Origin of the sequence: Vallitalea sp. (assembly GCF_025211055.1) — a bacterium.
Taxonomy (GTDB): Bacteria; Bacillota; Clostridia; order Lachnospirales; family Vallitaleaceae; genus Vallitalea.
Window position 1 is genome coordinate 62,062 of record NZ_JAOARO010000099.1, and the last position, 22,448, is coordinate 84,509.

General features: G+C 28.6%; 21 protein-coding genes. 18 read left to right on the forward strand and 3 right to left on the reverse strand.

What is annotated here, in order from left to right:
* Positions 1 to 54: 54 nt before the first annotated feature.
* The 4 genes from N4A55_RS15985 (at position 55) to N4A55_RS16000 (ending at position 4,068) form a co-directional block, all read left to right on the forward strand.
* Positions 55 to 867, forward strand: coding sequence for a histidinol-phosphatase HisJ family protein (locus N4A55_RS15985; RefSeq protein WP_293758298.1), 813 nt, complete (start codon positions 55 to 57; stop codon positions 865 to 867).
* 457 nt (positions 868 to 1,324) lie between these two features.
* Positions 1,325 to 2,014: a GDSL-type esterase/lipase family protein gene (locus tag N4A55_RS15990; protein WP_293758301.1), complete on the forward strand. Its 690-nt coding sequence runs from the start codon at positions 1,325 to 1,327 to the stop codon at positions 2,012 to 2,014.
* 43 nt (positions 2,015 to 2,057) lie between these two features.
* On the forward strand, positions 2,058 to 3,344 hold the full coding sequence (locus N4A55_RS15995) for a hypothetical protein (protein ID WP_293758304.1): 1,287 nt from the start codon (positions 2,058 to 2,060) through the stop codon (positions 3,342 to 3,344).
* Positions 3,345 to 3,348: 4 nt separating this feature from the next.
* Entirely contained in the window at positions 3,349 to 4,068 is a 720-nt protein-coding gene (locus N4A55_RS16000) for a hypothetical protein (RefSeq protein WP_293758306.1), read from the forward strand.
* A gap of 70 nt (positions 4,069 to 4,138) precedes the next feature.
* Here N4A55_RS16000 and N4A55_RS16005 read toward each other — a convergent pair whose 3' ends face one another.
* Positions 4,139 to 4,795, reverse strand: coding sequence for a GntR family transcriptional regulator (locus N4A55_RS16005; RefSeq protein WP_293758309.1), 657 nt, complete (start codon positions 4,793 to 4,795; stop codon positions 4,139 to 4,141).
* Between the two features lie 331 nt (positions 4,796 to 5,126).
* On the opposite strand from N4A55_RS16005, the gene uxuA reads away from it, so the two are divergent.
* From uxuA to N4A55_RS16040, 7 genes are all read left to right on the forward strand, one after another.
* On the forward strand, positions 5,127 to 6,218 hold the full coding sequence (uxuA, locus tag N4A55_RS16010; RefSeq protein WP_293758310.1) for a mannonate dehydratase: 1,092 nt from the start codon (positions 5,127 to 5,129) through the stop codon (positions 6,216 to 6,218).
* The gene (locus tag N4A55_RS16015) at positions 6,202 to 7,809 is read left to right on the forward strand and encodes a mannitol dehydrogenase family protein (protein ID WP_293758312.1); all 1,608 of its coding nucleotides are present in this window, start codon (positions 6,202 to 6,204) and stop codon (positions 7,807 to 7,809) included. Before uxuA ends, N4A55_RS16015 begins: the two co-directional genes overlap by 17 nt.
* An 18-nt stretch (positions 7,810 to 7,827) precedes the next feature.
* Positions 7,828 to 8,013: a LemA family protein gene (locus N4A55_RS16020; RefSeq protein WP_293758314.1), complete on the forward strand. Its 186-nt coding sequence runs from the start codon at positions 7,828 to 7,830 to the stop codon at positions 8,011 to 8,013.
* Positions 8,014 to 8,266: 253 nt separating this feature from the next.
* Positions 8,267 to 8,677, forward strand: coding sequence for a hypothetical protein (locus N4A55_RS16025; protein WP_293758316.1), 411 nt, complete (start codon positions 8,267 to 8,269; stop codon positions 8,675 to 8,677).
* 10 nt (positions 8,678 to 8,687) lie between these two features.
* On the forward strand, positions 8,688 to 9,773 hold the full coding sequence (locus N4A55_RS16030; RefSeq protein WP_293758318.1) for a hypothetical protein: 1,086 nt from the start codon (positions 8,688 to 8,690) through the stop codon (positions 9,771 to 9,773).
* Between the two features lie 11 nt (positions 9,774 to 9,784).
* The gene (locus tag N4A55_RS16035) at positions 9,785 to 10,096 is read left to right on the forward strand and encodes a hypothetical protein (RefSeq protein WP_293758320.1); all 312 of its coding nucleotides are present in this window, start codon (positions 9,785 to 9,787) and stop codon (positions 10,094 to 10,096) included.
* Entirely contained in the window at positions 10,096 to 10,236 is a 141-nt protein-coding gene (locus N4A55_RS16040) for an XkdX family protein (protein WP_293758322.1), read from the forward strand. Before N4A55_RS16035 ends, N4A55_RS16040 begins: the two co-directional genes overlap by 1 nt.
* A 6-nt stretch (positions 10,237 to 10,242) precedes the next feature.
* Here the strand turns inward: N4A55_RS16040 and N4A55_RS16045 are convergent, their stop codons facing one another.
* Both N4A55_RS16045 and N4A55_RS16050 read right to left on the reverse strand, forming a co-directional pair.
* Positions 10,243 to 10,461, reverse strand: coding sequence for a hypothetical protein (locus tag N4A55_RS16045; protein ID WP_293758325.1), 219 nt, complete (start codon positions 10,459 to 10,461; stop codon positions 10,243 to 10,245).
* Between the two features lie 216 nt (positions 10,462 to 10,677).
* Complete coding sequence (locus tag N4A55_RS16050; protein WP_293758327.1) at positions 10,678 to 11,118, reverse strand: Lrp/AsnC family transcriptional regulator; 441 nt, start codon at positions 11,116 to 11,118, stop codon at positions 10,678 to 10,680.
* A 674-nt stretch (positions 11,119 to 11,792) separates the two neighbouring features.
* Between N4A55_RS16050 and N4A55_RS16055 the strand changes: the two genes are divergently transcribed.
* The 7 genes from N4A55_RS16055 to N4A55_RS16085 all read left to right on the forward strand — a co-directional run bounded on the left by N4A55_RS16055 (position 11,793) and on the right by N4A55_RS16085 (position 22,438).
* On the forward strand, positions 11,793 to 13,052 hold the full coding sequence (locus tag N4A55_RS16055) for a Glu/Leu/Phe/Val family dehydrogenase (RefSeq protein WP_293758330.1): 1,260 nt from the start codon (positions 11,793 to 11,795) through the stop codon (positions 13,050 to 13,052).
* Positions 13,053 to 13,260: 208 nt separating this feature from the next.
* Positions 13,261 to 15,903: a sensor histidine kinase gene (locus tag N4A55_RS16060; RefSeq protein ID WP_293758332.1), complete on the forward strand. Its 2,643-nt coding sequence runs from the start codon at positions 13,261 to 13,263 to the stop codon at positions 15,901 to 15,903.
* A gap of 37 nt (positions 15,904 to 15,940) precedes the next feature.
* Positions 15,941 to 17,458, forward strand: coding sequence for a response regulator transcription factor (locus tag N4A55_RS16065; protein ID WP_293758334.1), 1,518 nt, complete (start codon positions 15,941 to 15,943; stop codon positions 17,456 to 17,458).
* A 124-nt stretch (positions 17,459 to 17,582) separates the two neighbouring features.
* Complete coding sequence (locus N4A55_RS16070; protein WP_293758336.1) at positions 17,583 to 18,485, forward strand: ABC transporter permease; 903 nt, start codon at positions 17,583 to 17,585, stop codon at positions 18,483 to 18,485.
* Positions 18,478 to 19,350 carry a carbohydrate ABC transporter permease gene (locus N4A55_RS16075; protein WP_293758338.1) on the forward strand — a complete coding sequence of 291 codons (873 nt, stop codon included), beginning with the start codon at positions 18,478 to 18,480 and terminating at the stop codon, positions 19,348 to 19,350. Before N4A55_RS16070 ends, N4A55_RS16075 begins: the two co-directional genes overlap by 8 nt.
* Before the next feature lie 77 nt (positions 19,351 to 19,427).
* Complete coding sequence (locus tag N4A55_RS16080; protein WP_293758340.1) at positions 19,428 to 20,939, forward strand: extracellular solute-binding protein; 1,512 nt, start codon at positions 19,428 to 19,430, stop codon at positions 20,937 to 20,939.
* A 122-nt stretch (positions 20,940 to 21,061) separates the two neighbouring features.
* Entirely contained in the window at positions 21,062 to 22,438 is a 1,377-nt protein-coding gene (locus N4A55_RS16085) for a sulfatase family protein (protein ID WP_293758342.1), read from the forward strand.
* Positions 22,439 to 22,448: the final 10 nt, after the last annotated feature.

Below are 22,448 nucleotides of genomic sequence, written 5' to 3' on the forward strand. Positions count from 1 at the left end.
AGCTTATATTAAGTCATCAGAAATAATACGTGAATTATTTAGAAGGAGATTGTCATGAAAAGAATTTATCAAGATTATCATATGCACAGTAGCATTTCTCCTGATTCTAATGTACCTATAGAGGAGATGTGTCAGGCAGCACTTGACAAAGGATTCAGAGAAATAGCTATCACAGACCACTTTGAATTTTATTCTAAAGGAGTAATTGAATATAGATTCAATGAAGCCTATTTAGAGGAATATTCTAAAACCATAAAGGCTTGTATAGAAAAATTTGATGGTAGATTAATAATTAAAAAGGGGATTGAGTTAGGGCAGCAGCATTTACAGTTAGAAATGTCTAATAGAATATTGCAATCATATAAATTCGATTTTGTACTTGGTTCAGTACATAAAATTAATAAACTGGACCTTAGCCAGATTAAGTATAATTATAGTATTATAGATATATATTGCAAAAGATACCTGGAGCAAGTATATGAGCTTGTAGACAAAGGAGATTTTGACTCTCTCGCTCACTTGGATTTAATTAAGAGATATGCATCGCAACTTAATGTAGAAGTTAATTTAATAGATTATAGAATTGAGTTAGCACAGATATTTGAGCGATTAATTGAAAGAAATAAAGGGCTTGAAATCAATACTTCAAGTTTGCGCCAAGGATTAGATGAGCCTTTTCCAACAGTACCAATACTTAAGATGTATAAGTCTATGGGTGGAGAAATAATAACCATAGGTTCAGATGCTCATAATCCATTTGATATCGGTAGAGATTTTGATAGAGTTATTAGTATTCTTGAAGAAATTGGGTTTAGGAATATATATACTTTTGACAACAGAAAAAGCCAAAGAATTGAGTTGTTTTAGTTGGAAAAAGCTAAACAGAGTTTGTTTATAAAATATAATTTAATTAAGTTTATTATAATCAAGCTAATATTTTCAATAACAGATTTTAGGGTGAATTCATAGATAAAGAACTTGTTATTAGAGCTGTCATAAAATATTCCAAATTATTCCCCCCAGTCTTTTAGTAAAGCTGACAATTCCTCTATATCTTTAAGTTTTTTATCATTATATAATGTATTCACTAGGCTTATTATTGAGTTCTCATGAAATCTTTCTATAAAATTTTCTGTCTCAAATTTTTAGATAATCTTCTTTTGTGACTAATGGCAGATAGGTTCGTTAAAGCATGTTAATTATATATGTTAAGCATTATGAACATTATATTTTAAATGGTTAAAAACTTCCTGAATAATTTTCCTTATTAAAACACCTACTAATAATAAATATAATAAAAAATGACATCAATAAGGAGTTAAACATGCTTAAATGGATAATATCATCAACTTTTATAATTGTAGCCCTTAAAACATATAATATAATCTGTAAAATACCATCAACATGGTTATTTCACCATTATATTGAGAGGGTAGATTACTTTAGAAGATTGAATAAAAAATTAAAATCAGGTGGAATTGTATTCATAGGAGATTCACTAACTGAACATTTTATTGTATCAGAATTCTTTCCAGAACACTATGTAATTAATAGAGGAATATCTGGTGATACTACTTATGGGGTTCTATGCAGATTGAAGGAGAGTGCCTTTGACTTACAACCTAAAAAGATTTTTTTGCTTATAGGAATAAATGACATAGGTAATGAAAAAGAACCAACATATATAATTAATAATACTAAGCTGATTATAAAAAAATTAAAAAACAAACTACCAAAAACAAAGATTTATGTTCAATCAATATATCCAGTCTATAAAGAGGTTAATAATAGCATCAAGAAGAGAATTGTAGGAAATAGAGATAACAAACAGATACAGATAATAAATAGACAGCTATACAGATTATCAAAGAGATATAATTGTACGTATATAGATATGAATAAAAAACTAAGAGATAAACGTGGTCAGCTAAAATATGAGTATACAATAGAAGGCTTACATTTATCCCCACGTGGTTATGAAAGAGTTGCTAGAGAACTAGAAAAGTATCTATAAATAAAAATAAACCTATGAATAGAAAGTGTAAGCTGGTGATTATATGGCAGCAAATATTAGAAGATGGTATAGATTAGATAATACTGGTAAAATATATCCTTCGATTACATCAACAAGAGTATCAACAGTATTCAGGGTATCAGCAACACTAAAGGAAAAAGTTGAGCCTGTATTATTACAAAGTGCATTAGACAACATAATAGAACGTTTCCCATATTTCAAAGTCAATCTGAAAAAAGGACTTTTTTGGTATTACTTTGAATACGCATATCATAATCCTAAGGTTAAAAAAGAAGTTTTCTATCCTTGTATGTTCATGTTTTTCAAAAAGAAAAAGACATTCCCTTTTAGAGTATTGTACTATAACAGAAAAATAAGCTGTGAATTCTCACATAGCATTACAGATGGGACAGGAGCTATAGCATTTCTTAAGACGTTATTAGTAGAATATTTTAAACTGAAAGGTATCCAATCAACTATATCAAAAGATATCTTGGATATAAAATCTTCAGTAAAACAAGAGGAATATGAAGACTCTGCTCACAAATATTATAAGAAGGAAATACCTCCTCCAGATGTACCTAAGAAAGCTATGCATTTTCCCTTTAAGCTAAATAAAAAAGGGGAATATTACATTATAACGGGAATATTAGATGTATCACAATTAAAAGAGAAGTCCAAAATATATGGTTGTTCAATAACCGAACTACTATTAGCATTATATTTTGAATCAATTCAGGATTTTGTTTATTCCCAGGATAATAGGACAAGAAAAAGATTGAAAAAAAGAGTAGTAATTAACCTACCAGTTAATCTTAGAAGAATATTTCCTTCCAGTACCATGAGAAACTTTTTTATTAGTATTACACCTTCTATTGACTTAAGATTAGGGAAATATACTAGAGAAGAACTGATAAAACAAGTTAAGAATTATCTTGAATTGAATCTGAATGAAAAATATCTAAGTATGTACATTAGTAGAAATGTAAATAATGAAAAGAATAAATTCATAAGAGTAATCCCCCTGTTTATTAAAAATCTAATAATGCCAGTAATATATCAGAGATTTGGAGAAAGCGGATATACAAGTAGTATATCCAATCTAGGGCTTATAGTAATGCCTAGTGAAATACAGGGATTAATAGAAAGATTTGAATTCTATCCACCTCCAAGCAAAGGTAACATAGTAAAGGTTGGAGTGGCTTCATATGAAGATAATATCTATATATCATTTGGAAGATTAACAAAAAATACTGAAATAGAAAAATGCTTTTTCAGGAAAATAAAAAAGATGAATATTTCTGTGAAGGTTGAAACAAATTTGAGGTGATTTTATGCCCTATTGTGCAAAATGTGGTGTGAAAGTTGATAATAATATAAAAAAATGTCCTCTATGTGATTTCCCAATACCAGATGTAGGACAAGAAGCAGATGAACAATCAATTAATACTTTTCCAGAAGCAGAAAATATATATAAGGATAGAGTAAGCATTGTTAAGAACAAAGTCTTTTTCATATTCGAGATAATATTTCTTTTTGCCATACCAATATTGATAAGTATAAGAGTATTCTATCCATCGGTAACTCTAAAAATAAATTATATAATAAACTGCATAATAGCATCCGTTTTTTATCTTTTTTTTCTATTCGGGTATCTAAGAGTTTATTATAATATATTAGGTATTGGTATAACATCTATAGTTCTAACATATAAATTGGACAGTATAGATAATAATATTTCATGGTTTTATAGTTATGCAATATTGATTATATTATTGGCGGTGGCTATTCTCTATATATGCATTTTCTTATATAGAAGAAATAGAAAAGAAAACCAAGCCATATATATATTAACTTATATTTTTGGCGGTGTAGGTTTATTGTGTTTAGGTATCGATTCCATCATATCCTATAGACTAAACAATATAATAAAGCCAAGCTGGTCAATAATTGTACTTATAAGTTCAATTGCTATATGTCTTTTGATTCTAGGATTATATTATGGTTTACCAGGTAGAATTAGAAATAAAATTAGGAGAAAGTTACATGTATAAAAAGAAATCAAAAGACTTTAATTAATCAGCTAGTTATTTAATTATATATTACTATATTAAACATTCAGTTTCATTTTTTTATATACTCATCAAAGTGCTCTTGAAAATAGAAAGAATTTACATCTGCACGTATATGATGGTGAATAAGCTGTTCTATATTATCCGTTTTTCCATCAATGATATACTTTAGTATTAGTTGGTGTTCTTCCAATATTTCAGTCAGTTTTTCTTCTTTTAACATATTTAGCTTTCTATATCTTATATAATGAGCATTAAATTGTTGAATGATATCCCATAAAAACAAGCGTCCAGCCAATGTGAATAGAGTTTTATGAAAGGCATCATCAAGAGACATAAAATCCTTGAACGAATCAGGGTTTTTTATATATCCTTCCTGTTTTGTCAAGATGGTTTTCAATTCATGTAACCCTTTTAGAGGGATATTTAGAGATAGTTCTTTAATGATTTCTTTTTCAAGTGTACTTCTAAGATATATAATCTGTTCTACGGATTCTAAGTCAATGTATGAAACTATACTGCCTTTTTGAGGGTATATATTTACATATCCTTCGGCAGAAAGCTGTTTTAGAATATCACGAATTGGAGTTCTAGATATCTGAAAACGCTCAGATAGAGTTGTTTCACTAATAATTGTACCTGGTTTTAATTCCATACACAATATTTCTTCTTTCAGTTGCTTTATAATTTCTTCTTTTTTTAATACCATTTAAGTTCCAACTTTCTATATATGTGAACCTATTGTTAAAGTACTAACTGGTATACAAGATGGTCATTTAACAATAAGCATTTTGAATTATATTATATGTATTAAGCAATAGTGGTCTATAATAATTGGTAGTTTTGCTAATATATTCAAGTATACATAAAAATATATGATTGGTAAAGGGAAAAATGAAAAAAATATATTGACAAAAGGTATATGATTATTATACTATTAAACCATAAAAACTTGTATACAAGAACTTTTCTTAGGAAATAAACAGATTTAGAATGATTAATGAAATTTAGTAATAGCATTGAATACAAGGAGGAATACTATGCAGATGACATGGAGATGGTATGGAGAAGGCAATGACTCCATAACCTTAGACCATATTCGCCAGATTCCTGGAGTTACAGGAGTAGTTTGGTCTTTACATGATAAGGTAGCGGGTGAAGTATGGGAAACAGAAAGAATTGAGGAAGTAGTAAGTCAAATAACTAGCAAGGGATTAAGCCCAGCAGTTGTTGAAAGTGTAAATGTTCATGATGATATAAAATTAGGTTTACCTAGCAGAGATAAGTATATTGATAAGTATATTGATACTATCAAGAAACTATCCAAGGTAGGCGTAAAAGTTATATGTTATAATTTTATGCCTATATTTGATTGGACTAGAACAGAATTATATAAGAAATTACCAGATGGCTCTAATGCTCTGTTCTATGAAAAGAATGCTATTCAAAATAATCCAAAAAAAATGGCTCAGAAGATACTAGATGGAGCAGGAGAATTCACTATGCCTGGCTGGGAGCCAGAACGTATGGCAAAATTAGATGATTTATTTAAAGCTTATGAAGGAATGACAGAAGATATACTCTTTGATAATTTGAAGTATTTCCTTGAGCGTATCATTCCAGTATGTGAGGAATATGATGTGAAAATGGCTATTCATCCGGATGATCCACCATGGCCTATTTTTGGATTACCTCGTATTGTTAGAAGCAGGGATCATATTAAGAGATTTCTTGAATTAGTAGACAGTCCTTATAATGGATTGACACTATGTACTGGTTCTCTAGGTCCAAACCTAGAAAATGATATACCAAGTATTATTCGTGAATTCCATAACCGAATACATTTTGCACATATACGTAATGTTAAAGTATATGAAAACGGAGATTTTATTGAAGTATCTCATAGAGGTAAAGATGGCAGTGTAGATATCTATGAAGTATTGAAGGCATATCATGATAATGATTTTGAAGGATACATTCGTCCTGACCATGGTAGACATCTATGGGGTGAGGAGAAAGGTTGTAGACCTGGTTACGGATTATATGATAGAGCACTAGGTGTCATGTATATGTTAGGTATATGGGATAGTCTTGATAAGAGAAAGGAGGAGCTTGATGTTAAAGTTAAATAGAGAAAGCATAGAGAATAAATCAGCATGGGAAGCAATAGGTGTAGAATTACCAGAGTTTGATTACAACACTGTTTTACTTAAAACAAAAGAAGAACCTAAGTGGATACATTTTGGAGCTGGTAATATATTCAGAGGATTCATCGCTAATGCTAATCAAAAATTACTTGACACAGGAAAAGCAGATACAGGAATAGTGGCTGTAGAATCCTTTGATTTTGAAGTAATGGACAAAGTATATGAGCCTTATGATAATCTAACTTTATTAGTATTAATGAATGCTAATGGAGATTTTAATAAAAAGATTATTGGCAGCATTGTTGAAGGAATAACAACAGATAAGAACAGGACCTCTGATAATGAAAGATTAGTCAGTATATTTGAGAATCCAAGCTTACAAATGGTAAGTTTCACTATAACTGAAAAGGGATATTCCTTAATAGATGCTTCTGGTAATTTTATGACAGTTATACAAAAAGATATTGAAAATGGACCAGAGAACCCTCTTCATACAATGAGTATCATTACTTCATTAGCATATCGTAGATATCAAAATGGTAAATTACCAATGACATTAGTCAGCATGGATAATTGTTCCCATAATGGAGATAAATTAAAACAAGCAGTTATAACAATAGCAATAGAATGGTTAGGAAAAGGTTTCGTTGAAGAAGGTTTCATTAACTATCTTGAAGATGATACAAAAATAACATTCCCATTATCAATGATTGATAAAATAACTCCAAGACCATCAGAAGCAGTAAAAGAAGCCTTGTTTAATGAAGGAATAGAAAATATGGATGTAATTATTACATCAAAGAATTCTTATATGGCACCATTTGTCAATGCTGAAGTAAGCGAATATCTTGTTATAGAAGATAAGTTTACTAATGGTAGACCAATGCTTGAAGAAGTTGGAATCATATTTACTGATAGAGAGACAGTCAATAAGGTAGAAACTATGAAAGTAACAACGTGTCTTAATCCTTTACATACTGCTTTGGCTGTATCAGGATGTTTGCTTGGACATACTTTGATAGCCGATGAAATGAAAGATGAGATCTTGAAAAAATTTGTCACAACTATTGGATATGAAGAAGGGTTAAAAGTTGTTGTTGATCCAGTAATCATTAATCCAAAAGCGTTTTTGGATGAAGTAGTGAATGAGAGATTTGCTAATCCTTTTATACCAGATACTCCTCAACGGATTGCTACAGATACATCACAGAAAATGGGTATCAGATTTGGTGAAACAATAAAATCTTATGTAAAAAGAGCTGACCTTAATCCAGAGGATTTAGTAGCTATTCCATTAGCTATTGCAACTTGGTGTAGATATCTATTAGGTGTTGATGATAATGGTAAGAAATTTGTTCTTAGTCCTGACCCATTGATTGATGATTTACAAGCCTTAGTAGAAGGAATTAAGCTAGGAGATGCAACAGCAGATATTAGTGGGATTCTATCCAATGAAAAAATCTTTGGTGTTGATTTATATGAGATAAATCTAGGTAAGAAGATTGAAGGTATGTTTATGGAAATGATTAAAGGTACTAGAGCTGTACGTAGTACATTACAAAAATATATTGGTTAAGAAATAATAGAAATTAATTTGGAAGTAAAAGAACAGTTATCTGGGGCTAGAAGATTCTATAATGCAGCATTAGCTGAGTATAATAATAGTATCATGACTTTTCCTAGTAATGTGATTGCTGCTATTGTTGATTTTAAGAGTGAAGATTTATTTAGTAGTAGTAATGAGAAGAGGGAAAATGTTAGTATAAAGGATTTGTTCTAATAAGGTAATTAAAATGGAACTATATTGTCGTATTATGGTGTGAAACTAAACGGTGCAATAATTGATATTGTACTGTTTAGTTTTTTATATGTAGAAATCTGATTTAGACATAGTTTTTGTGTTAGAAAAACGTGTCGTGTTAATGTCGTGTTGCATGATGTTATTATTAATTCAAGCAAAACATGTTTTTAATAGTAATTAATACGTACGTTAATAAATTATTAAATAATAAACAATTAAGGAGGTATCAACAATGCCACAATATACATCAAATATGGATTTGTATAAGGTAGATTTAGAAACAGATGGCAATTCCACATTTAATATTAAGACTATGTTGAATGATAATTGGGATAAGATTGATAGTAAATATGATGAACATGAGGGAAAGATAACAGGAAATAACGATGTTATTAATAAGGTAAAAAAAGATGTAGGTGATAAGAGTAAATTAAAGACTATAGATAAAAGTAATTTGGTTGAGGCGGTTAATGAGATTAGTATGGGTATGGCTGATATTGCGAACGAAGTAAGTGGTAATACTACTGCAATAGGAACTAAAGAAAATGTCTTAAATGGTGATCAAAAGAGAAAAATAACTATATCTGCATCTGATCCCACAGGTGGTATAGATGGTGATATATGGATTAAGTACAAGGTATAGGTGATATATTATGAGTATAAAAGTAAATGTTAATGGTGCTAATAAGGAAATGAATAAAGGTTTTGTGAATGTTAGTGATTTGTGGAAACCAATCAATAAAATTTTTATCTATACAAATGAAAATTGGAAAGAAACATGGGTTGATGTTATACCATTAATATTCGCAACTGGGTCAGGTGAGCATGATTTTAGGTTATATGATTATAATTTGAATTTAATATCAACTATTTCAAATTCTCAGACAACCATAGATGCATCACTTGATACAGTAAGAAATATTGTATATGTAGTTACGATCAGCTATAGTAATAACATGTACATCTCGCACATTAAAAAAATAACTAATAATGGAGCAAGTATTTCTACTTTATACTCTTGTGAAAATGCTTATCCATTAAATATAGTGGCTGATAATGTAGACGGAAGTTTATATCTTTGGGTGTGTGACAACAATAATACTTCTTCAAGTACCTATTTAAAAAAAATTGATACTGAAACAGGAGAAGTAGCTTGGAGTCGTTTCATCTATAGAGGGCATTATAGTTCTAAAGGGATGGCTATAACAGATTATGGAATATGCCTTTCTATAGATGAATCTATGGATAAGCCAAATATAAAAACATATGATAAATCTAGTGGTTTGTGCCTTCATCAAAACACTTATTTATCTTCAATTGATAGTAGATATGTACAAAATATTGTAACTGAAAGCAATGGAGCTTATATTTGGTGCTCAACTGTACGTGAAGTAGGAACTCCTAGTTCTGGATTTCATAAGTTATTTATTGCTGGTAATTCCAGTTCTAGGTCTAACTATAAAGATGGATGGTACTACACAGAGCAACAGAATGCTCTTGGTATATTTTCAACTAATAAATTGGTTGTTTCAATTCCTGATTGGGGAGTGAAGAGTGATGATTTCACAATTACCTCAGACCCAAATAGCAATACACACTTTGGAGAATTAACCGTACTACCAAATGATGATTTTGTTTATTCTTCTGGTACAGCAAGATCAATAGTAAAGCGTAATAGCGACGGTGTTTTCATAAAAAGCATTAAAGTTTCTAATTCACAAAAAATATTAAAAGCATAGGAGGTGTTTTTATGATATATCTAGGAGAACTGACAAGCGTAACAGATTCTAAACAAAAGGTTGGATTAATTCATTATAATATAGATTTGTTAAGTGAGGAAATAATAAAAAATGGTATTTTAGTAGACCAACCACAAGAAGCACAACCGCAAGAGGGTAAGATTCCAGTAATGTATTATGATCCTACGAGTAATACAGCTTATTATGAAATGGAAGATATACCAATACAACCTAAGACGAAAGAAGAACAGTTGCAAGAACAAGTAGACCAATTAGCATTGACAGTATTACAATTACAAGCTCAAAGTGGAGGTGCAAGTTAATGTACGATGTGGTTAATAGATTATATAAAAATGAAAAGATTAACGATAGTTATTTGGATATTGCTATTAATTTAGGTTGGATTAATAAAGAACAAAAACAACAGATAGTTAGTGCGTCTTCGGATACAATTAAGAACTAAAAACAATTATCCACTATCATTTTTACCATCATCACCATCTTCTTCATTTGAAGTTGAAAATATAAAATGAATATAGTGCTTAAAAGTTCCAAATATAGTTTTGGCTTCAGTATATGTATTTATTTTTTTAATCTTATCTAATTTAACAAGAGATAAAGTTTTATATATAATAAGAAGTATTAGAGCTAAATTTAATAATATTAATGGTGGTAGGTAGCTTATCATATTTATCACCTATTTTTATAAAAAATTTACTTATATGAGTATATGTCCAAATATACAAGCTTAGAACAATTATATAAGAAAAAAACATAATAATTAATATGCGGAAGAAGAATTGTAGCTATTGCAATATACATGTATGTTACAACAAGCAAAGAGGATATTCAAAAAACTTAAGGCTTTTTGAATATCCTCTTTAATTAATTTATGTATTTAGTTTTATTCATAGTCAAAATTCAATGATTTGAATTCAATTGGGCTAGATAAAATAATAAGTGTTTCTGTACTCCCATATTGTTGTATTTTGCCAATTAAATATTCTAGGTCAGAGGTGTTTTGACATAATACCTTAATCGTCATGGAGTATTTTCCAGTTACATGATGACATTCAACAATTTTTTTGTTTTCTTGAACTAGTGCTAAAAACTCTTTTCTTTTTGCGGACTTAATTGAAATGTTTATAATAGCCTTTACTGTTTTCCCTAGTTTTTTTGGAGCAACAATAGCTCTATATCCAGTAATTATGCCACTTTTTTCTAGTTTTCTTACCCTCTCAGCAACAGCAGGTGGAGTTAGTGAAACTTTTTCTGCTAATATTTTCATGGGCATTCTTCCGTCATCTTGCAAATATCTAATAATATCGTAGTCGGTTGAATCCATTTCATCCCTCCTATAAAATAGAATTATATCTTAACAAGGAAATTATAAATTATAGGTTTTCTACTAAAATAACAATTTTTTTCTATAGATTTTGTATTTTCTATTACTTAATTGATATTAAATATAGAGTTTAAAATATAAAGCTAATCACCTTGTTTCAATATGTTTGCAAAAGTCTGACCTTTTCTTTTGCAGTTTAAACATAGTCTACTTTTCTATTATAACAGAAAAATAAAAATAAATCATTAACATACTTCCATTTTAGAATATATAGATTTACATTTTTCATAAAAAATAAGTCTAATAAAGCAAATAAAGAATACTTAAATATAAAAATAAATATATATTAATAACTTAATTAAATAAAGCTAATAATAAAATAGATATATTAATCAAGCAATTTAATGCATGATATACACAAAAAATAAATATAATGTTAATATACGAATAGAGAGAGTTACATTCAATCAAGAACTATAAGTATACCCTGTAAGTTACTTAATTAATACATAAGTTTTTAATTTCAAAAAGAGAGTTATATATTATTATTCACTAATTTATTCTTCTCTTTTGGTAGTTAAAATATTATCTAATTGGATTATTTTTATATAATTATAGTTCAATAAGGAGAATAGGTAATGAAAATTTTATTTAAGATTGGGAGGCATTAGTATATGTCAGAAAAAACGCTTAATCCTTTTAAGATTGCACAAAAACAATTAAAAGAAGCATGCGATGCACTAGGAGAAGAAGATGCAGTATACGAGTTATTGAGTCAGCCTGAAAAAGTTCTAGAAGTTACTATTCCTGTTAAGATGGATAATGGTACAACAAAACTATTTACTGGATATCGTGTTCAACATAACGATGCATCTGGTCCTACTAAAGGTGGTATTCGTTTTCATCCTGGAGTAACAAAAGATGAAGTAAAAGCGTTAGCAACTTGGATGACTTTTAAATGTGGGGTTGTAGGATTACCATATGGTGGAGCGAAAGGTGGAGTTATAGTTGACCCTACTGTTCTTTCAAAACGAGAACTTGAAAGATTATCAAGAGGGTATGTAAGAGCTATTGCTCCTATTATTGGAGAAAGAAGAGATATTCCAGCACCAGATGTTAATACTAATGGTCAAACAATGGCATGGATGGTTGATGAATATTCTAGCCTAAGAGGTATTGGTCAAACTTTACCAGCTTCATTTACAGGAAAACCTGTTGAATTTGGTGGATGCCTAGCAAGAAAAGAAGCTACTGGTTACGGTGTTATGCTTATGATGAGAGAAGCAGCTAAGTACAAAGGAATTAACATAAAAGATATGAAAATAGCAGTTCAAGGCTTTGGAAATGTTGGAGGTTATGCTGCAATGTATGCTCAGGCTTTTGGAGCTAAAGTTGTTGCTGTATCAGATGTTTCATGTTGCTTATATAATGAAAATGGCTTAGATGTTAATGATATTATGAAATATGTAACAGAAAATAAATTAATCACTGGATATACTGGTGAATGTGAAGAAATAGAAAGAGAAAAAATATTTGGAGTTGAATGTGATGGATTTGCGCCATGTGCACTTGAGAATTCTATAACAAGCAGCACAGCAAAAGATATCAAAGCTAAGATTATAACTGAAGGTGCTAATGGTCCAACTACTCCAGAAGCAGAAGAATACTTATTAGAAAAAGGAGTATTCATAGTACCAGATATATTAGCTAACTCAGGGGGAGTTATCGTTTCATATTTTGAGTGGGTTCAGAATCTACATAACTATTATTGGCGTTTTGACGAAGTACAAGAAAAACAAGAAGTAAAAATGGTAGATGCTTTTGTTAAAGTTACCAATGCTATGGATGAAAGAAAAGTTGATATGAGAAAAGCTGCTTACCTAGTAGCTATTAAGAGTCTTGCAATGCCAATGAGGCTTAGAGGTTGGTTTTAATAATCTAATAATTCTGTAACGCAGTGTTGTTAGCAAGATATTAATATTAGGGTAAACAATTTTGCACCAAAAGAGATTTTGGTGCTTTTTCTATACTTAATAATTTACTTATCAATATAGGTTATTGGACAGATGCTTTACATTCGTGTAAAATAAATTCTATAATCTCATGAAAACTTAAAAAGTAAATTATAAGGGGATAGATTATATGTTTAATAGTTTAAGAAAAAAATTAGTAAGCACGTCTATTTTAATTATATTAATCACGACAATTATAGTTAGTATTATGAGTTATGATATTTCAAGAGACATTTTATTTGATGACATAATAGAAAGCAGTAATAACCAATTATCATTATTTAATAATATGAGTAATGATACTTATTTGGATTTAAAACAACAAATACTAATGGAAGCTAGTTCAAAAGAATTAAAATCTTATATAGACAATATAAGTTCCTCTGAAAAAATAGCTTTTAAAATGGTAGCAATAAATAAATTACAAAATTATCTACGGTTAAAATTGTATAATAATTATGAATTTAATAGTTTCATTATAATTACTCAAAACAATATTATAGGTAGTTTTCGTAATAAGGACAGCTATTATGTAAAGAGATTAAAAGATGATGTACATAATATAACTACTATATATGAAGAACAAATATTTAATAAATATCATAATAACAATGAAAGATATGTATCAGGAAAAATAGATGACAATACGTATATAATTGGAACAATAAACTATGATTATATATTCAAAAATTTTAATAATAATTTTTTGATTTTAGATAATCAATTAAATGTTAGATGGATAAACTTTAATCAACCTGAATCTATAGAAAAAATAAAAAATAAGATTAGGAATATTGAGAAAAACAGTATATCCAATATAAAAGAACAAAATTATGTTATATCAATTCTAAAAAGTAATGAGGAATATTATTGCCATTTCTATGATCTGAATGAAGTAAAAAAGCAATTAAATAAATTGATATTAATAATTATGCTAATTATTATTTTTTTATTTATTATATTTGGAAGCGTAAGTATTGTATTTGCAAATAATATTGTTATTCGGATTAAAGATTTAAAAAATACAATAAAAAATACAGAAGATTTTGATGATGATATGATTAAAAAAATCCGAGCTTTTAAAAGCAAAGATTTATATATAAGAAAAAATGTATCATTATTTTATCGTATAGATTTAATTCCTGTTATCATAATTATTATTGTAAATATTATGCTTTTTAGTAATGTTATTAATAAAAATTCATTTAATAAAATTAATAATTTAACAAATCAAGTAAGCACACTCGTGGAAAACAGATTCCAGCAATTTGAAAAAAATATAAAATTCTATAGTATAGATAGTGAATTTCAGCAAACAATGGTAGATGTATATGAGAATAAAAATACTTCAATTGATTCAAATATTTTATTAGAAAGTGTTTATTATTTAAATGTATATGATCATAAGGGTGATTTATTATATACTACTAACAAAGTTATTGATGAGCTTCTTAATGTAGAATTAGAAGATGATGAATCAATAAAAACTATAATTAGAAAAATCGGAAACAAGGATATTCTGACTGTTATAAAACCTATACGACTATTAAATGAATCGGAAAAAGTGAAACAATATACAGGTATTGGTTATTTAGAAGCAGGTTTAGAAATAAATTTGGATAGATTACTGAATAACATTACGTTATCGGATGCATTAACTGTTTATTTAATTGATAAAAATAATAACGTATTATTGGATTTTAAAGGTTATAGGTATAATGAAGATATTATAGATAAGATAATACAGTTAGATAATAATACTCATATCTTTGATCAAAAAGGTGATATCTATATTGATAAATATAAATTAAAGGATGGCAATAATACACTTATATTTGTAAATAATATAGATAAAAATATAAAACTAAAATTTATGATTGTTAAAAACAATACATTGTTACTTTTGGTTTTTATGGCTATTGTATGGATTCTTGCTATAATACTTACCTATCGAATACTAAAACCCATTAGTGATCTTAGAAAAGAAATGAATAAACTTAATTATGGACAAGTTGTAGATCTAAGTTACATAAAATGTGATGTTGAATTAATGGATTTAATGAACAGTTTTGAAGATATGTTAAAGCGACTGAATAAAATGGCTGAAGGGTTAAAGCAAAAGGAAGTTGAATATTATCAAGTAGAAAAGAAAAAAAATGAAATAGAGTTATCCTTATTACAGTCCCAGATAAATCCCCATTTTTTCTATAATACGATTACCTCTATTGTATTTTTATTGAAAGCAGGGAATAACGAGAAGGGAATTAAGATGCTACTATTGACAGGTAAGTATTTTAAGTTGGGATTATATAGAGGTGAAACAATGATTAGTATTGAAGAGGAGATACAATTTGTTAAGAGTTATATTGAAATTCAGAAGATTAGAATGCAAAATATAATAGATATAGAGTTTAATGTATCGGATAATTTGAAAGATTATAAAGTTATTAGGTTTATTATGCAGCCACTTGTAGAAAATGCAATTGTGCATGGAAGAAAAGTGGGCTCATATTTACACATAGATATATCTATTAAAGAAGAAGATAATCATATGATTATTGAAGTTTGCGATAATGGAAAAGGTATTGATCATACAGTCATAGAAGAGATTAAAAGTGTAATAGAAAAAGGAAAAGCTTCAAAACATACAGGAATTAGGAATATAAACGATCGAATAAGACTTCGATTTGGAAATGAATATGGTGTTAATAATATAGATTCAGATGATAACGGTACAGTTATAGAGTTGAAAGTTCCTATTATTAAAGAGTAACAGTATAAATCACTTATTTAGAAAGTAGGTCTCTGATATGTATAAATTACTTATAGTTGATGATGAAGATATTATTTTAAATGGTATTATAACAACATTTGATTGGTTTAATTTGGGATATGAAATTGTGGGTCAAGCTACAAATGGGGTAGAAGCACTAGAATTATACAATAAACTAAAGCCAGATGTTATTCTTACAGACATAAAAATGTCTGATATGGACGGTTTAACATTGCTGAAAAAAGTAAAAGAATTACATCCTGCGGTAGAAGTGGTTTTATTAAGTGGATATGATGATTTTGAATATGCCAAACAAGGCATTCGATTAGGTGCTTATGATTATTTGCTTAAAATTGATATGTTTGATGAATTAGAAGATACGTTTAAAAGGGTTTATAATAGTTTGACATTTAAGAGAAACAAAGAAGAGGAATATAAAAGTTCTATTAAACAAAAGGAAGAATATAAATTTCTAAAGGCAATTGACAAAGAATATATCATTGATAAAGATGAAATACAAGATAATTATTATTGTATGCTGGTATTATACATGAAGAATCAGTTGAAGCCTTATTATCTTAGAAGTATAAAAGAACGTTTGAGTGATAAAGACATTATTATTTATTCCAAAGATAATTATTATATAATAATTTTAAATAAAGATACCCATAGTCAGTTAATATTTGAAAACTACGTTAATAATTTAGTGGAATATATACAAGTCAGCATAGAAAGTTTATATAAAGGCAGATACATAATTGGAATTGGGAAAATAAAAAATGATATAAAATTAGCAAGAGAAAGTTTTATAGAAGCTAGTAAAATGATAGATTATGGAAGGGAAATAAATGATAAAGAAAAGATAATTTATGACTATAGCAAAGAGAATAATAGGATGAAGCAAATCAATACAAGTATAGATTTAGACTTGATATATAAGTACATTGCATTAGAAGAACAAGACAAAATAATTAAAATGATTGATGAACATATCAAGTCGTGTATCTTATGTCATAATTGCTTAATTACAGATATTACTGGATTATATAGCAAAATTCTTGTAGAACTGCATATAGAATCTGAAAAAAATGGTGTGAAATCACAAAATGGAATTAATAAGGTTATTAGTCAATTAAGCAAAATAAGCTCTTTTATAGAGTGTAAAGCGTGGATGAATAAAACAATAAAAGAAAATTATAGGGATAAAGCATTAAGTTTAAAAAGCGATACTTTGCAACAAATTGACAAAGCAATAGTTTTGATAGAAGAACGATACCACTTAGATATTAAGTTGGAAGAGGTAGCCAAATATGTTCATATGAGCAGCCCCTATTTTTCAGCAAAATTCAAGGAAGCCATGAATGTGAATTTTAAGACATATATCAAAGAAAAAAGAGTTAATGCTGCCTGTCAATTGTTAGAGACAACAGATCATAAAATATACGAGATAGCAAAAAAAGTAGGTTATAACGATGAAAAGCATTTTAGTAAAATATTTAAAAAATATCTAGGTATGAGTCCTAAGGAATATAAATCAATAAATGATAAAAAATAACACCTTTTCTAATAAATCCACCTACTGTTAGTTGAAAATTTATTATGATATATTATTACTGAAGTATTTATTCGCGAATAAATTATACTATGATTAAAAAAATACTAAGTAAGGAATGGCGTAATTGAAAATTAAAAGATTTTTTAGAAGATATGGACATTTATATGTTTTCGTGTTGCCAGGACTGTTGTTTTTTGTTCTTTTTAAGTATTTGCCACTTTATAATTTGCAAATAGCATTTAAAGATTATCGAATTACTAGACCTATCAATAAAAGTGAATGGGTAGGATTGAAATATTTTAGCATGTTATTTACCAGTCCAGGATTTTCAGAAGCATTAATAAATACTATAAAAATAAGTTTTTGCAAAATTGTTTTTGGATTCCCAGCTCCAATAATTTTAGCTCTATTACTTAATGAAGTTAAGAACCTCAGGTTTAAAAAAATGACACAAACACTCATATATTTACCACATTTTATCTCATGGGTAGTTGTTGGAGGGATAGTATATACCATGTTTAGCCCTTCAGGTGGTCTTGTTAATGAGTTGCTTGGTATGTTTGGTATAGAGCCAATTTATTTCTTAGGAGATAACAAGTATTTTGTATCATCATTAGTCTTGTCTGATATTTGGAAAGAAACTGGATGGGGTACTATTGTATATCTAGCAACATTATCTCAAATAGACCAAAGTCAATATGAGGCATGTGCAGTAGATGGAGCAAATAGACTACAGAGAATAATTTATATTACTCTACCAGCATTAAAAGAAGTTATAGTTGTACTATTAATCATGAGGCTAGGGAAAGTACTGACAGTTGGATTTGAGCAAATCATGATTTTAGGAAATCCACTGGTAATTCCAGGACGTCATGTGTTAGAAACATATACATATAATATGGGTCTTTTAAATCTTAATTACTCCTTAGCTACGGCAGCAGGGATATTCTTATCAATTGTAGCTGCAATAATGGTTTATGGTTCGGATAGAATTTCTAAAAGATTAGGAGGAAAAGGACTTGTCTAGGAAGAATATCGTGAAAAAAAGCAAGAAGAAGATTGAAGGATTTGATATTTTTCTAGTGGTTTTTTTAGGACTTATATGCATAATAATGTTATATCCATTTTGGTATACTTTTATTGGTTCTATTATACCGTACTCAGAATATTTATCAAAAACATTTTTGCTGTTTCCTAATAAAATTGATTTATCAGCATATAGACAAATCTTTGAATCAGGAGATATTTTAAGACCTTTGTTTGTAACAGCATTTGTAACAATAGTCGGTACGTTTTTATGTACTTTTTTTACAGCTACAGCTGCATATGCTTTATCAAAAAAATTCCCTGGGAGTGCGTTGATTGTTAATTTAATTATTTTAACAATGGTATTAAGACCAGGATTAATTCCTCAGTATATTAATCTGAAAAGACTAGGATTAATAAATAGTATATGGGTATATATATTACCAACATTGATTATTGTATATAATTTTGTTATTATGAGAACATCTTTTGCGGCTTTTCCAAAAGATATAGAAGAATCTGCAAGAATTGATGGATGTTCTGAATATGGTATATTTTTTAAGTTTGTAATACCATTATCAAAAGCTATATTAGCAACAGTAGCATTGTTTTATGCAGTACAATTATGGAATACATATAGTGCATCCGTGTTCTATGTAACAGATAATAAGTTAAAAACAATTCAAGAATATTTAAGTAGAATAATTATGGAAGATCCTGAAGCAAATACAGAAGAAGTTAAGATTTTTTCAGAAACTGTAAAACTAGCTAATGTTATTGTTAGTGTAACACCAATATTAATAGTATATCCATTTTTACAAAAATATTTTGTAAAAGGGGTTATGATTGGTTCAGTAAAAGGATAAGTAATGTACTATAAGTATTATAAAACATAAGTAACATAAAAATTAATATAAAACTTATGACTAAAGGAGATGTTGTAATGAAAAAAACGATAGGTATTATTTTGAGCTTATTAATTATTGTTGGTGTAGTAGGTTGTGGACCTAAGGAAGGAAAAAAAGATTCTTCAGTAGATAAGTCCACTACCTTACAGGGTGATGTTTTAGATTTTAGCAAGAAATTAGATATTAATATTACAGCTTGGTATCCAAAAGTTCTTAGTGAAGATGATGAAATTATTAAATTTATTGAAAATAAATTTAATGTTAATATTAAATATGAATTATTACCAGGTGCAGAATATGATAAAACAATTAGTATGAGGGTTGCAGCAGATAATCTTCCTACATATATGCGATTAAAACAAGCGGCTGTATATGCTAATCTTCGTGATGACGGCTATATAGTTAATATTAGTGAATATGCTGACAAATATGGATTTGATAATATTAAGAAATACTTATCAAATCCTGCTCTTGAAACAGAAAAAGAAGCAGATGGTTTTTATAAAATGCCAGGTAAAATTGGACCAGCATTACATGGTATGTATATAAGAAAAGATTGGTTAGATAAGTTAGGATTGGAAATACCAAAAACATATGATGACTTATATACAGTATTAAAGGCATTTGCAGATAATGATCTAGATGGACAAGATGTTGCACCATTAACAATGAATGGTTTGTTTTATTTGAGAAGATCAGTACCAGCCTTTACAGGTGTAAATGAGTGGGGTAAAGTTGATGGTAAGTGGACAAGTGAGCAAATGGTACCAGAATATAAAGATTTCTTGAGAACAATGAATAAATTTTATGAAGAAGATTTATTAGACAAAGAAGTATTTACACTAAATAGAGCACAAGCGTTTGAAAAAATAGCTTTAGGTAAAGCTGGTTTGATTTATTCAAATGATGGATTTTTTAATACTATAAGAAAACAACTCTTAGATGTGAATCCAAATGCAGAGATTGTTCCAATAACACCTTGGATTAAAGGACCTAAAGGATCTCTACGACCTACGGGTATAGGATACTATGGATATGGTGTATTATCAAATAAAATTCCTGAAGAAACTAAAGTTAGAATGCTTGCAATATTAGATTATCTTTTCACAGAAGAAGGTTCTAATCTAATTTGGAATGGTATTGAAGGAATTCATTATAATGTTGTAGATGGCAAAAAAGTTTTTGTTGATGAAACAAGGGAAAGAGATTTCTTTGGAATTCAGTATCATAGATTTGCACAATTTGTTGATTATTCAAAAGCTTATACTCTTCTTAAAGATCCATTATTAATTAAAAATGCTGAAGATGCAATGAAGGAAGAGAATGGATGTATTGACTATACATCAAGTTTTACATCACCAGTAGCACAACCAATTAAACAATTAATTACAGATATTGCTAATAAATGGACTGTAAACTTTATTACCGGTGAGGCTGATATTGATGATGAAAAACAATGGGAACAATATATGAAAGAAATGAAAAAAGCAGGATACGATACTTATATTGATGAATTAACTAAATTTATGGCTGAAAGAGGTAAATAATATATTGAATAAATTTAAAAAAGGATAAAATCCTTTTTTAAATTTATTAAAAATAAAGATGGTAAAATATATAAAAAAGCATTAAAGTGCTTTTTTATATGAATGTAGAAAGAGTGATTAATATGAGGGAAAAGAAAAATTTGGTTTTTATTATGACAGATCAACAAAGAGTAGATACTATTTTTATGGTACAAGATGGTAAAGAGGTTACACCAAACCTTAATAAATTAGCAAAAGAGTCCATAAATTTTAATAGAGCTTACTCTACATGTCCTTTATGTGTGCCAGCAAGAACAGCTATTGCTACAGGAAAACATCCAACTTCTAATGGTGTTGTATTAAATAGAGGAGAGGTTGAACCAACAGATTATAAAGCTATTCATCAGTACTTAAGAGAAGATGGCTATAGAGTTGCACATATTGGCATTAATCATGTAAGAGTTAAGCCTCATTTGACAGAAAGCGTTGATTTTGATGTATACATAGATGAAGATTCTTACAAAGATTATGCCAATAGCAAGGGTATCAATCCAAAACGATGTAAAGAGGATGCTAGTGAAGTAACTGAAGATCAAAATGGAACATATGTTAAAAAAACTTATTCTAATGCAAGAGTATCACAGTGGCAAAATGATGATATGGATCATAAAGATACCTATTTTTGTTCTAAGGCATTAGACTTTTTGGATACTATCGATGATGACAAACCCTATGCTTTATTCTTATATCTATGGGCACCACATCCACCACTTGTTGTACCTAAGTCATATTACATAAAATTTAATCCAGATAAAATAAGATTGCCAGAAAATATTGGTAAAACGACACTGAATGAATCTAAATCACATGAATTTAATTGCCCTAGACAATTAGCTTATACTGTTGATAGTGATTATTGGAAAGAAGTATGGTCTGCTCACTTAAGCTTAGCAAATTATGCTGATAATTTAATTGGAAAAGTAATAGATAAAGTTAATTCAATTAATAAGGATAACACAATTACATTGTTTACGGTAGATCACGGTGAACATTTAGGGCAACATAATATGTACCAAAAAATGGAGATGTATGAACAAGCTATTCATATTCCATTCATGATGAAAGTACCAGATGTAAAACCAAGAGAGGTAAATGAAGTGGTATCTCATATAGATATACTACCAACTGTACTTGATCTACTTAATATTAAACATGAAAAGCTAGATGGGAATTCATTAAATGCTCTATTTAATGGTGGCAATCTATCTACGGATAGGATAGCGTTTAGTCAATATTCAGGAAATCGTCCTATTGTAAGTCAAATTAGACGGGCAGTTATCACTGATAGATATAAGTATGTTTATGATGTAGTTGGAAGTCCTGAATTATATGACTTAGAAAAAGATCCTTTGGAAATGGAAAATATAGCAGATAAAGAACAAGTTAAGGAAATCGTTTCTGATTTACATAAAAAATGCAAAGAATATTTTGTTGCACATAACGATTGGGTTAAATATTAAGCAGTAAAAG